This window comes from Rhizobium sp. L51/94, from assembly GCF_019355555.1.
In the GTDB taxonomy this organism is placed as follows: Bacteria; Pseudomonadota; Alphaproteobacteria; order Rhizobiales; family Rhizobiaceae; genus Rhizobium; species Rhizobium rhododendri.
This window is the reverse complement of the sequence record NZ_CP072141.1, coordinates 235,899-248,208: the sequence shown is the minus strand read 5'-3', so window position 1 is coordinate 248,208 and position 12,310 is coordinate 235,899. Positions and strand designations below refer to the sequence as shown.

Below are 12,310 nucleotides of genomic sequence, written 5' to 3'. Positions count from 1 at the left end.
AATTGGCGATTCTGCATCTTATGGCTGCATGATGCTCCCTTTTTCTAAAACTATTGATTTTTCGGTTCGATACCTGGGGGTTGTATGTCGTCGATCAAGACGAACCTGTCTGCGATGGCGGCTTTGCGGACGCTGGGGAGCGTTACGCAACAGCTGACCTCAACGGAGAAGCGTGTCTCCTCCGGTTTGAAAGTCGCTTCCGCATCCGACAATGCCACCTATTGGTCCGTTGCCACCACCATGCGTTCGGACCGGGGTGCGACGTCTGCCGTGGCCGATGCGCTCGGCGTGGCATCTGCCACCGTCGACACTGCCTATGCCGGGATGACGTCGGTGCTCGATACGCTTTCCGCATTCAAGGCAAAGCTCGTGACGGCCAAGGAAGGCAGCGTTGACAAGAGCAAAGTCCAGGATGAACTCGATCAGTTGAAGCAGCAGGTCGCAAGCGTCGCCACCAGCGCCAGCTTCAACGGCGTCAACATGCTGAGCTATAGCCAGGCGGCAAACCTTAAAACCACCAATTCGGTAACGACATCGGTTCCGGCAGCCTTCGTTCGTTCCGCCGACGGCACGGTGTCCATCAGCGATAGCGACATCGACATGACGAAGACCATCCTCTTCAACACAGGTGGCGGCGGGTTGCTGCAAAGCGACAGCGACGCGCTGGGCCTTGCCACCCTTGGCAGCTTTTCCGGCGGCAGCATCGGCGCGGTGGCCGGCCATCAGGACTTCAATTTCACCGGCGCGCAAACATTCGGCGCCAGCGATGCCGTTTCCTTCGACCTCACGCTCGATGCCAGCGACGCGTCTGCCGGCAACAGCTACTCGATCACGATCGATAGAAGTGTCGTCACGGCTGCCCTTGGCGCTGTGGCAAACGGCAAGATCGCGACCGGACAGGACATGGCGGCGGTGCTCAACAAGGCATTCCAGCTGGCCGGCGCACCGGCCTCCTCTGGGGGCGGAACCACGAGCTTTGAAATCGCCACACGGCATGCAACGGGCCTTGCGGGCTCCAGCGTGTCCACCAGCAATCTGGTATCCACTCTCAGTGGAGGGTCGGGCCTGGGCCTGGAGAGTGCGCCAACGGCGTCTGTGCAAAATGTTTATCCGCAGGTCGATTTCAGTTTCGGAAGTCGCTTTGCAGTTCCGGAAGGCCAGTCGTTCTCTTTCAGTTTCGCAATAGACGGCAGTTCGCAGCAGACCATCAGCGTCGACCGCGCCACCGTCGATGCAGCGCTCGGCACGTCTGCCAACGGGATCGTTTCTACGGCAGACGACATGGCGGCTGTGCTTGGTGCTGCCGGCCAGCAGAAGGGACTTCTGGCAACCGCGAGCGGCGGGTCGGTGACGCTGTCAGGCGACAAGGCCCGGTATCCGACGGCCGGTGTCGGCATGACTGTGTCTGCGCCACAGAAGCACACCGCCGGTGCAATCGACTTCAATTTCACCGATATCGACATCACCACCGCCGGGGCCGATGTCGACTATTATATCAGCGGCCTCGATGCGATGCAGAACAGGGTGACGGCCGCCGCTGCACTGCTCGGTTCGCTGCAATCGTCGATCGGCGTCCAGTCCGATTTCGCAAACTCATTGATGGACAGTATCGACCGGGGCGTTGGTCGGCTTGTCGATGCGGATATGGAAACCGAATCATCCAAACTGGCGGCACAGCAAACCCAGCAGCAGTTGGCCGTGCAGTCGCTGTCCATAGCCAATCAGGCACCGCAGAGACTGCTGTCGCTTTTCCGCGGCTGATGCACATACAGCCGACGCGGCAGAACAGCCCATTCCGCGAATATGCAGGATCAAGCAAACGTGAAGCCATATGCCGGCTATCGGGCGCCAACCAGCGCGCGAAATGCTCATTCGTCAGCTTCGGCTCATTTTAGCATGGCATTCGAGTGTCTCGCCTCTGCCCCACACAGGCGAAAAAAAGCGCAAGAGCCGTATCTCTTCGCTCGAGGCTGACGACACCCCCCGGATTCGTCAGCCTCTTCTTTGTTCTGCTCCGAGTGAGCTCATGCCGGCCAAGTCGAGCACCATGTCTGGATCGCCTAGCGCGGGACAAGGTCCTCAAGATGCGGCAGCAGGACGACGCTTTCTTTCTCATTCGGATCGGTTCGGGCTATGACAACCGTCGCTGCCGTATCGCTCAGATTGGCGGGCAGATGCGGGACGCCTGCGGGGATGTAAAACATCTCGCCCTGTCGCACCACAACATGCTGTTCCAACTGTTCGCCAAACCAGCACTGCGTCTCGCCGGAAAGTGCGTAGATCGCCGTCTCGTGCTCGGCGTGCAGATGTGCCTTGGCCCGTCCGCCCGCCGGAATAGTCAGCAGATGCATGCAGATCCGGGTCGAGCCGACCGTCTCGGCGGCAATCCCTTCAAAATACTCCAATCCCTGCTTGCCGGCATAGGTGGTTTCCGGTCGGACAACGCGGCATGTGGGCTTAGACAAAGCATTCATTCGACGTCGCTCCCTAGTGTTTAAGTTCTGGGTGCCGATGGGCCTCTGATCTTTTCAATCCAACCGGCGAGCTACACTTCAGCCGGAGCCGGACATCGTAAATACCGTGCGGCAAGTGCTTTCGTCCAGCGGATATGCCTCGTCGAATTCAGAGAAGGGAACGGGCTTGAACGCGACCTGGAACCTGCCTCCAGCCGCTGCTTTCAAGACTTCGCCGAGGACGTGCAGGAAGCGCTTGGGGGGCACGCTGCCGATCCCGCTGCCCATCAGGTCGATTGCGGACGACCGCAGGATCGATGCGGAAAGATCGATATCCGAACCCGCGATTGAACCGACCTGGACAAACCGCATTGGCGCCGGGCTGGTTTCCGCCTTTGTAGACAGAATCGCTTCCGCGCTCTTCCCCCAGAGGTAGTCGATAACGACGTCCACGCCGGAGCGAAGCTCCTGTCTCAGGCTCTCCTTTAATGCTTCCTGATCACCGCTGAGTGGAATGATGACATCGGCACCGAGCGCTTCCAGTTCGCGCAGGCTGTCCTTGTTTCCACGGCCTGTGGCGATGACCTTTCGGGCGCCGAGATGCTTGGCGATCTGGATCGCCAGCCGCCCGGATGTCCCGGCTGCGCCGTTGACCAGCACCGTTTCGCCGGGTTGCAATCTTGCGCGTTCGCTGTAGGCCGCCCATGACGACATGCCCGGATTGGCGATTGCTGCAGCGGTCAAGTCATCAAGATCATCGGCAAGCGGGATGCATTGATTGGCGGCAATGACGGCCACATCAGCCATCGCGCCGACAGGGGGACGCGGCAGCACGAAATAGACACGTTGCCCGTCATCCAAAGTCCCCACACCGTCAATGCCCACGCCGAAGGGAAACTGGCCGACAGCACTGTAGTGATGCCCGGATGCCCGGCTCTTGGTAACCTGGCTGACGGCCGAGGCAGTGACTTTGACGCGGACTTCGCCTGCGGAGGCAACGGGTTCCGGAATGTCTGTCAGGATGGGCGGTTGCCCGGAAGCTGTAACGATCGCGGCTTTCATAGATTTTGTCCTTTGATTGTGCCGGGGCTATCTCGGCCGGATAAGCACTGAGGGCCGCGGCCCAACGCCGAGTGCGGCGCCCGGGGGGCTTCCCGATTTCGGCGTCGCTGAAGACGCCGGGTCATTTTCCCACGAGATAGCGCGCATTGGTGAACCCTGTTTAGCGCAGGCGGCAAAACGATTTGTCATCGGCACTCAATTGCGTGTATTATGCATGTATCAGAGGGATTGCTACGATGTCAAATAAAAACGTGCATAATACACTTAATGGAAAAGTTCTCCGCGAACTCCACGGCGCGCTGCTCGATATTGTCAGCGTGATGAACCGTCCTCAGCGGGACGAGGCCATGGTCAAAAAGGCAGGAATCTCGCTTGATCGCGCTCTTTTCCCACTGCTCGTCATGATCGAGAGGCTGGGACCCATAGGTGTCATCGAATTGGCCGACCGGGTAGGACGGGACTACACCACCGTCAGTCGCCAGGTTGCCAAGCTTGAGAGCCTCGGGCTGGCCGACCGCAAGGAGAACCCTTCCGACCGCCGATCGAGACAAGCCACGATCACCGCTGCCGGCAAGGCAATGACCGACCAAGTCGACCTGGCCCGGGAGAAAATTGGCCGGGCAATCTTCAGCACATGGGCAGAAGAGGACGTCGCCAATCTCGTACGCCTGATGCGACAACTGGCAGATGCGATGAATGCCGAATTCGAGGATTGATCAGGCGAGATCCGGTCCGCCTGCGATGATCGCGGTTGGCGGAATGATGAAATTGCGATGTTGTGAATGATTTGTTCTTGGGAAAATTTGGTGGAGCTAAGCGGGATCGAACCGCTGACCTCTTGCATGCCATGCAAGCGCTCTCCCAGCTGAGCTATAGCCCCATCGAAATGGTCCGGTCTGGCCGGCCTGGGTCCCCGTGGAGCGCTTCGCTCGTTGGGGTGGCGGCTTATTACGTCTGGTAAATTCAGATAGCAAGCCGAAAAATCAGGGCCCGCGCACTTTTCTTTGCGCGGGCCGGAGCGGGTCGATCAGACCTCGTCGTCATCGCCCGTAACGCCGATGATGTCGCTCATATCGTCGTCATCGTCGTCTTCGTCGGGCGCCAGGAATGTGTCGTCGTCATCGTCGTCGCCGTCGATCTCGACGTCGTCGTCACCGATATCCGGGATGTCGTCGCCAGCCGCGGCTTCGTCGGCTTCTTCCAGCGAAACCAGTTCGACTTCTGGGTTTTCAACGTCGACTTCCGCGACCTCTTCCTCTTCCGGAACTTCCTTCACGGCAGCTGCGGTTTCCTCGAAGAAGGACAGGGGCCAAGACTTGCCACTGTAGGGAGAAACCACTGGGTCCCGGTTCAGGTCGTAGAATTTCTTGCCGGAGTCCGGGTCGGTCCGCTTCGTTCCAAGTTCCGCTTTCGCCACTGTCATAGCCTCGTGAATGGCCGAAGAGATATTCGGCAGTGCCGTGCAAGCCGGCGTTTCATAGGGAAATTATTAGCCGGTCCCCATAGTCGTTATGGCCGTTTCTGTCAAAGCCTAACTTCGCCAAAGGCCTTTCCGGGCTCATCGGAATGCCCGCAAAGGCTTGAAATTTGCTCTTATCGAGCGGTCGCGATCCTTCATAAAACCTTGGTTGATGACTGGTCGGCAACGGCCAAACCGTGATAAATCGCGCCACGTTTGCCGCGTCGTCCCGCACGGCCGGATACACACTTCGCCAAGGGTTGCCATGTACCAGCCGCCGCATTTCCGGGAAGACCGCATCGATATCCAGCACGGGCTGATCCGCGCCCATCCGCTCGGGTTGCTGATCTCCTCGGGCGCCGATGGTCCGGTTGCCAATCCCATACCGTTTCATCTCGATCCGTCCTTTGGGAGCAAGGGCCGGCTGCAGGCGCATGTGGCGCGCGCCAACGGCCAGTGGCGGGAGATCCGTGACGGCGCACCGGTGCTGGTCGTCTTCCAGGGGCCGCATGCCTACATCACCCCGTCCTGGTACCGCACCAAGCTGGAAACCGGCAAGGTCGTGCCGACCTGGAATTACGCCATCGTGCAGGTGCGCGGTCCGGCACGGGTCATAGAGGATGGCGCCTGGATCCGCGCCCAGGTCGAGGCATTGACCCGCGACCAGGAAGGACCGCGTGCAGAGCCCTGGGCGGTCGGCGATGCGCCCGACACTTATATTGCGTCCCAGATCAAGGGCATCGTCGGCATCGAGATCGATATCGCCGAGATCGACGGCAAGTGGAAAGTCAGCCAGAACCGTTCTGAAGCCGACCGCAATGGCGTCGCGCAAGGGTTGATGGCCGAGCCGGACGTTGCGAACGACGCGGAGGCCATGGCCGCCATGGTAAACGAACGCGGCAAGCCGTGAGCAATCTTAGACAGCAGGAGCAAGGCATGATCATCGCCATCGACGGGCCGGCCGCTGCCGGCAAGGGAACGCTGTCGCGCCGGATTGCCGAGACCTATGGCTTCCACCATCTCGACACGGGCCTGACCTACCGCGCGACGGCGAAGGCGTTGCTCGATGCCGGCCAGCCTCTGGACGACGAGGCGGTGGCCGCAGCCGTGGCGGCAGGGCTCGACCTCAACGCGCTCGACCGGTCGGTCCTGTCGCGCCACGAGATCGGCGAGGCGGCCTCGAAGGTTGCCGTCATGCCGACGGTGCGCCGGGCGCTGGTGGAAGCGCAGCGGCAGTTTTCGCGGATGTTGCCGGGCACCGTGATTGACGGCCGCGATATCGGTACCGTCGTCTGTCCGGACGCGCCGGTGAAATTCTACGTGACGGCATCGGCCGACATCCGCGCCCGTCGGCGGTTTGACGAGATCGTCGCGAATGGCGTCACAGCGGATTACGAGGCGATTTTCGAGGACGTGAAGCGCCGCGACGAGCGCGACATGGGAAGGGCCGACAGCCCTTTGCGTCCCGCTGCAGACGCGCACTTGCTTGATACGTCGGAAATGAGTATAGAGGCGGCGTTTCAGGCGGCTAAAACCATCATCGATGCTGCCCTGAACCGACATGCCTGAATTAAAGTCGGCGTCACGTGGTTGCCACGGGGCGCTTTTGCATCAAGCAAAGCCTGGGTTTCCGTCCCCGCGCCGGATTGTCCTCTTCGAGAGGGCGGACTGGATCCAGGTTCATCAGAACAACCCACCGGCGCCCAGTGTCCGAGACCATCCGGGACACGCCAGGAGATTTTATGTCTGTAGCTGCCACCTCGCATGAGGATTTTGCCTCCCTGCTCGAAGAGTCTTTTGCCAAGAACGATCTGGCTGAAGGCTACGTTACCAAGGGTATCGTCACCGCCATCGAAAAAGATGTTGCGGTTGTCGACGTCGGCCTCAAGGTCGAAGGACGCATCGCGCTCAAGGAATTCGGCGCCCGCTCCAAGGGTAGCGAACTGAAAGTCGGCGACGAAGTCGAAGTTTACGTCGAACGCATCGAAAATGCGCTGGGCGAAGCTGTTCTGTCGCGCGAAAAGGCTCGCCGCGAAGAGAGCTGGGTCAAGCTCGAAGCCAAGTTCGAAGCCGGAGAGCGCGTCGAAGGCGTGATCTTCAACCAGGTCAAGGGCGGCTTCACCGTCGATCTCGACGGTGCCATCGCCTTCCTGCCACGTTCGCAGGTAGACATCCGCCCGATCCGCGACGTCACGCCGCTGATGCACAACCCGCAGCCCTTCGAAATCCTCAAGATGGACAAGCGTCGCGGCAACATCGTTGTCTCGCGTCGTACCGTTCTCGAAGAATCCCGCGCTGAACAGCGTTCGGAAATCGTCCAGAACCTCGAAGAAGGCCAGGTTGTCGACGGCGTCGTCAAGAACATCACCGATTACGGTGCGTTCGTCGACCTCGGCGGTATCGATGGTCTGCTGCACGTGACCGACATGGCATGGCGCCGCGTCAACCATCCGTCGGAAATCCTGTCTATTGGCCAGCAGGTCAAGGTTCAGATCATCCGCATCAACCAGGAAACTCATCGTATCTCGCTCGGCATGAAGCAGCTCGAGTCGGATCCTTGGGATGGCATCCAAGCCAAGTATCCTGAAGGCAAGAAGATCTCCGGCACCGTCACGAACATCACCGACTACGGTGCATTCGTCGAACTGGAACCCGGCATCGAAGGCCTGATCCACATCTCGGAAATGTCCTGGACCAAGAAGAACGTACACCCCGGCAAGATCCTGTCGACGACGCAGGAAGTCGAAGTGGTCGTTCTCGAAGTCGACCCGACCAAGCGCCGTATCTCGCTTGGCCTCAAGCAGACCCTCGAAAACCCATGGCAGGCTTTTGCCCATAACCACCCGGCTGGCACCGAAGTCGAAGGCGAAGTCAAGAACAAGACCGAATTCGGCCTGTTCATCGGCCTCGACGGCGACGTCGATGGCATGGTGCACCTCTCCGACCTCGACTGGAACCGTCCAGGCGAACAGGTCATCGAAGAGTACAACAAGGGTGACATGGTCAAGGCCGTGGTTCTCGACGTCGACATCGAGAAGGAGCGTATCTCGCTCGGCATCAAGCAGCTCGGCAAGGACGCCGTTGGCGACGCAGCTACCTCGGGCGAACTCCGCAAGAATGCGGTTGTCTCGTGCGAAGTGACTGCAGTCAACGAAGGCGGCATTGAAGTGAAGCTCGTCGAGCACGAAGACGTTTCTTCGTTCATCCGTCGCGCCGACCTGTCGCGGGATCGTGACGAGCAGCGTCCTGAGCGTTTCTCGGTCGGTCAGATCGTCGACGCCCGCGTCACCAACTTCTCCAAGAAGGACCGCAAGATCATGCTGTCCATCAAGGCGCTCGAAATCGCTGAAGAGAAGGAAGCCGTCGCACAGTTCGGTTCGTCCGACTCCGGCGCTTCGCTCGGCGACATCCTCGGCGCGGCTCTGAAGAACCGCGGCGAATAATTCTCGCAAGTCTTGCTGAATTAAGAAACCCGCCGGAGCGATCCGGCGGGTTTTTTGTGTCCGGCGTATAAGCCGGATTTGTCGGAGCCTGTCGCGAAACGCTCAGGCGCCCATGCGCTGGTAGAGATCGTAACCGGCGCTGGGTACCGGCTCGGTGGATGTCGGGCGGGGCGGAGCTGTCAGCGACGAGCGGCTGACCGGAGGCAAATCAGCGGAAACTTCGGAATTTGACCCGGCTTCCAGCATGTCGAGCGCCTCTTCGGCGGGGGTTTCCGGCTCTTCCTCGGGTTCGGCGTCCTCTTGCGGCTGGTGGCCAGGATATTCGTGCTCGTCGTCATCGACGGCGTCGACGCGGTCGATGCGGAGGGCTTCCTTGTTCTTGACGACATCATCGCCCGGCGCATAGGGCACGGTGACGAAGGCAACGGCGAGGCCCGGCGGGACGGCAGCAGGGGCGTGCTGCAGGGCCACCGGCGGTAAGGCTTCAGGCTGGTCGGACTGTGAATTGGCAACGGCGACCGCTAGTGCCTGCTCCGCTGCCACGGTTTGTGGCGTGAGCGAGACGGGTATGGCGTTGGCGAGAGGAGGTGTCCGCTCCGGCGCGGTCGCTGCGCCGGGTACCCGCAGGTTCTGCAGTTCCGTGCCGTCTATCATGTCTGCGATCAGCGCCTGGGCAATAGCCTTGTCGGCCAGCGGCGCGGCTTCAGCCAAGGTCTGCAGCAAATCGGTGCCGGTTGCCTGGACCAACCGGTCAAAGACGGCCTTTAGCCCCTCCTTGATGTCGCTACGGATCTGCTGGTTGGCGCGCGGCATGCTTTCGTCCGGCGTCAAAGTCGGGACGGCCGTCTTTGTGGGGTCTGCTGAAGGTGCCGGTGCGGCAACGGTCTGTGCTTGTGGCGCCTGTGGTGCTTGGGCGGCTGCAGTGTTTGCCGGCGCCGTCGAGGGCTGGGCGGTCGCGGCAGGCACCGAAGGATTTCGCAGTTGTTGGTCTGTCGGGTCCTTCAGGGCAATGGTGGCAGTTTCCGGCGGATGCGGATCGACAGTAGTTTCCGGTGGTTGGAGTTGCACGATGTCTGCAGGAGCGGTGGCGGCAGACGTCGCGGCGGCAGGTTGGCCAGGCTGCGGAGGAACGGTGCTCGGGAGGGCGGCCGTCTGCGTGGCTCCGTTGCGCAAAGGCAAAGGTAGCGCTGCGGCTGCCGTTTCGGCCTGGCTGTTGTTCTGCCCGTAGGAGGCAACGACCGACTTGGTTGCCAGATCTTTTTCCTTGTAGCGGACGACTTCGAGATAGGCGATGAGTTGCGCTGCCTCAGCGCCGGCCGGATCGTGAAGTGCGGCAGCCACCAGCGTCAAGGGCGCCGTCTGTCCCTTCGCGGCCAGTTGCTGCTGCAACGCTGCCATCTGCTTTGGCGGCAGTTCGGTCATGGTGTCTGCGAGCCTCAGCGCATAGGCGGCCTTGCTCTCGCCGGGTGCCTGCGGCAATGCGAGGGACTGGCTGACAGCGTCGATGACGGCAAACAAGCTGTCGAGCATCCTGGCACGTGCATTGAGCAGGAGGATATTCAGCTTGCCTTCCACCCCGGCGCTGGCAGCCAGTGACAAGGCAACCGCTGCATCCGGCTCGGACGAAAGCCCGGACAGCATCTCCGTTACGACAACGACCTCGCGCTGCGGGGCGACGGGACTTGCGCTGGAAACCGCGGCAACGGGAGGCAACATCGGCATGCTCCATATCGGACAGCTGAAAATGGACACAATAACGGAAACAAAAACAGGGCTGCTTATGCAGACATGGCATCCCAGAGCCAGATAACGGCTGCGCGGCGCATCATGGCGCCTGTCGAATGCGAGTAGTTACCGATAAAATATCGCCAAGAGCGTTAACAAGCCGTTAAGGAAGCGAAATCCATCGCCGATAATTCCGCATTGCACACGAAAAGACTTCGTATGCCTAGCTGTGGGCGAAAATATCGGTGTCTTGCCAACCGAGCAAATCCAGCTTGGCCCGGGTCGGCAGGAATTCGAAACAGGCTTGCGCATGCTCCATTCGTCCGTCGCGAACCAGGCGATAAGTCAGCTTGTCGCGAAGCGCATGAAGGTGGAGCACGTCTGAGGCCGCATATTCGAGCTGGGCCTGCGAAAGCTTGTCTGCGGCCCAGTCGGTCTGCTGCTGTGCCTTGGACACGTCGACCTCCAGCATTTCCTTGAGATTGTCCTTCAGGCCGTGGCGATCGGTGTAGGTGCGGCAGAGGCGTGAGGCTATCTTGGTGCAGAACACAGAAACGGTGGTAACGCCGAACGTATGGAACAGCACGGCAATATCGAATCGGCCGTAGTGAAAGATCTTCTGGCGGGTCGGGTCTGCGAGCATGGCAACGAGGTTGGGAGCATCCGTTTGCCCGGCGGCGATCCGGATGACGTCGGCGCTGCCGTCGCCAGGCGAAAGCTGCACGACGCAGAGGCGATCGCGGCGCGGTATCAGGCCCAGTGTTTCGGTATCGATTGCGATCGCGTCAGAATATCGCGCTGCGGCCACGTCGGAAAGGTCGCCTTCGTGATAGCGGATGGTCGTTGCCATGATGTCTCCGGTCTGGTCGTCCACTTGCGAGCTTTGAGACCGCTATAGCGCAGAGACACTGCCGGGGATACCTCTCGAGGGCACTGGACGAAGAGGTTGGTCGTGGGGCTTAGCCCTCAGACACAGAAAATGCCGGCAAATCGCCATGCCGGCATTTTCAATTGCAGAGGTCGATCAGTAGCTGCCGCGGGAGAGGCATACAGCCGGGATCGTCTTGGCGATGATTGTCACGTCGCTCAAGAGAGACCAGTTCTTCACATAGTGCGTGTCGAGACCAACACGTTCTGCGTAGGACACATCGTTGCGCCCGCTGACCTGCCAGAGACCTGTCAGACCCGGACGAGCCTTCAGATAGTAGACTGCAGAGCTTTCATAGAGCATCAATTCGTCTTCCACGACGGGACGTGGACCAACAATGCTCATTTCACCACGGATGATGTTCAGCAGCTGCGGCAATTCGTCGAGGCTGAGCTTGCGGAGCACCGCGCCGACAGGCGTAACCCTAGGATCGTCCTGGAGCTTGCGGGTTGCCAGCCATTCTTCGCGCGCTTTTGGGTTGGCGTCGAGATGCTTGCGCAGCACCTGATCGCCATCGACGACCATCGTGCGGAACTTCAGGCACTTAAATGTGCGACCGTTGTGGCCGATACGAGAATGCCCGTAAAGCGCAGGGCCCTTGTTCGTAAACTTGACCAATGCAACCAGCATCAGGAAAACCGGGCTGAGAAACAGCAGGGCCATCGATGCCAGCGCGAGGTCGAATCCCCGCTTCAGAATACCGCCTGTCGGTGGATGAGTGCCGGAACTTGCGGCGTTGAAAAAAGCCGGATCGGCCGATCTCGTCGCATACTTCATAGATTGCTCCACTTTTGTTGGCGATTGGTCGGATACGTCAGGGGAGGGTAGATAGGGCTCCATGTTCAAGAGTATATCGCAGGACATGGTTTTTTTAAGCCAAATTTTTGTAACACGTGTGGCGACGTGAAAAATCGTGGCGTTTGTCGATAGTATAGAAATTTTCAAGCGCAAATTTTCGGTTTTTATGCTTAGAAAAGTTGCTTAATTTTTTGCTAAAATTGCTTTTATAATGACATTATACAAAATTTATCCCAAAAAGCGCGTAAAAGTCGGAAATATATACGTTGTCGCCATCCGCATAATCGCAAGATATATTGTCTGCCGCCTTTCAATCGTTTCAAATTCTAATCGTTTTTGCTGCAATGCATCTATTTTGTTGCGACGCACTCTTGCGCCATCGGCATCGTCACTTTGTAATAATATTTGATTGAAGGTGACTTTTGCACGCCAATGTGACCGC

11 protein-coding genes and 1 tRNA gene are annotated in these 12,310 nt (G+C 59.5%); 5 read left to right on the top strand and 7 right to left on the bottom strand.

The features are described 5' to 3' along the window. Nucleotides 1-84 precede the first annotated feature (84 nt). Nucleotides 85-1,761, top strand: a complete 1,677-nt coding sequence (locus J5274_RS29255; protein ID WP_219274731.1) for a flagellin — start codon at nucleotides 85-87, stop codon at nucleotides 1,759-1,761. 299 nt (nucleotides 1,762-2,060) lie between these two features. On the opposite strand, the gene J5274_RS01250 is transcribed toward J5274_RS29255, so the two are convergent. After that, nucleotides 2,061-2,474 carry a cupin domain-containing protein gene (locus tag J5274_RS01250; RefSeq protein WP_209182139.1) on the bottom strand — a complete coding sequence of 138 codons (414 nt, stop codon included), beginning with the start codon at nucleotides 2,472-2,474 and terminating at the stop codon, nucleotides 2,061-2,063. 78 nt (nucleotides 2,475-2,552) lie between these two features. Next, nucleotides 2,553-3,515: a zinc-binding alcohol dehydrogenase family protein gene (locus J5274_RS01245; RefSeq protein WP_142831539.1), complete on the bottom strand. Its 963-nt coding sequence runs from the start codon at nucleotides 3,513-3,515 to the stop codon at nucleotides 2,553-2,555. Between the two features lie 236 nt (nucleotides 3,516-3,751). On the opposite strand from J5274_RS01245, the gene J5274_RS01240 reads away from it, so the two are divergent. After that, nucleotides 3,752-4,231: a MarR family winged helix-turn-helix transcriptional regulator gene (locus tag J5274_RS01240; RefSeq protein WP_142831567.1), complete on the top strand. Its 480-nt coding sequence runs from the start codon at nucleotides 3,752-3,754 to the stop codon at nucleotides 4,229-4,231. 88 nt (nucleotides 4,232-4,319) lie between these two features. On the opposite strand, the gene J5274_RS01235 is transcribed toward J5274_RS01240, so the two are convergent. Further along, nucleotides 4,320-4,395: transfer RNA gene (locus J5274_RS01235), tRNA-Ala, on the bottom strand. Between the two features lie 147 nt (nucleotides 4,396-4,542). Continuing rightward, the gene (locus J5274_RS01230) at nucleotides 4,543-4,932 is read right to left on the bottom strand and encodes a TIGR02300 family protein (RefSeq protein WP_142831538.1); all 390 of its coding nucleotides are present in this window, start codon (nucleotides 4,930-4,932) and stop codon (nucleotides 4,543-4,545) included. Nucleotides 4,933-5,239: 307 nt separating this feature from the next. Between J5274_RS01230 and J5274_RS01225 the strand changes: the two genes are divergently transcribed. From J5274_RS01225 to rpsA, 3 genes are all read left to right on the top strand, one after another. Then, nucleotides 5,240-5,884, top strand: a complete 645-nt coding sequence (locus J5274_RS01225) for an FMN-binding negative transcriptional regulator (protein WP_142831537.1) — start codon at nucleotides 5,240-5,242, stop codon at nucleotides 5,882-5,884. Between the two features lie 26 nt (nucleotides 5,885-5,910). Next, nucleotides 5,911-6,543: a (d)CMP kinase gene (cmk, locus tag J5274_RS01220; RefSeq protein WP_142831536.1), complete on the top strand. Its 633-nt coding sequence runs from the start codon at nucleotides 5,911-5,913 to the stop codon at nucleotides 6,541-6,543. 173 nt (nucleotides 6,544-6,716) lie between these two features. Beyond that, nucleotides 6,717-8,417 (top strand): 30S ribosomal protein S1, encoded by a 1,701-nt coding sequence (gene rpsA, locus J5274_RS01215; RefSeq protein WP_142831535.1) that lies wholly within the window; start codon nucleotides 6,717-6,719, stop codon nucleotides 8,415-8,417. Nucleotides 8,418-8,519: 102 nt separating this feature from the next. On the opposite strand, the gene J5274_RS01210 is transcribed toward rpsA, so the two are convergent. From J5274_RS01210 to J5274_RS01200, 3 genes are all read right to left on the bottom strand, one after another. Beyond that, nucleotides 8,520-10,133 carry a hypothetical protein gene (locus J5274_RS01210; RefSeq protein WP_142831534.1) on the bottom strand — a complete coding sequence of 538 codons (1,614 nt, stop codon included), beginning with the start codon at nucleotides 10,131-10,133 and terminating at the stop codon, nucleotides 8,520-8,522. Between the two features lie 232 nt (nucleotides 10,134-10,365). Continuing rightward, nucleotides 10,366-10,992, bottom strand: coding sequence for a ribonuclease D (locus J5274_RS01205; RefSeq protein WP_142831533.1), 627 nt, complete (start codon nucleotides 10,990-10,992; stop codon nucleotides 10,366-10,368). A gap of 174 nt (nucleotides 10,993-11,166) precedes the next feature. Then, a complete protein-coding gene (locus J5274_RS01200; protein WP_142831532.1) occupies nucleotides 11,167-11,847 on the bottom strand; it encodes a sugar transferase in 681 nt (226 codons plus the stop codon). Between the last annotated feature and the right edge of the window lie 463 nt (nucleotides 11,848-12,310).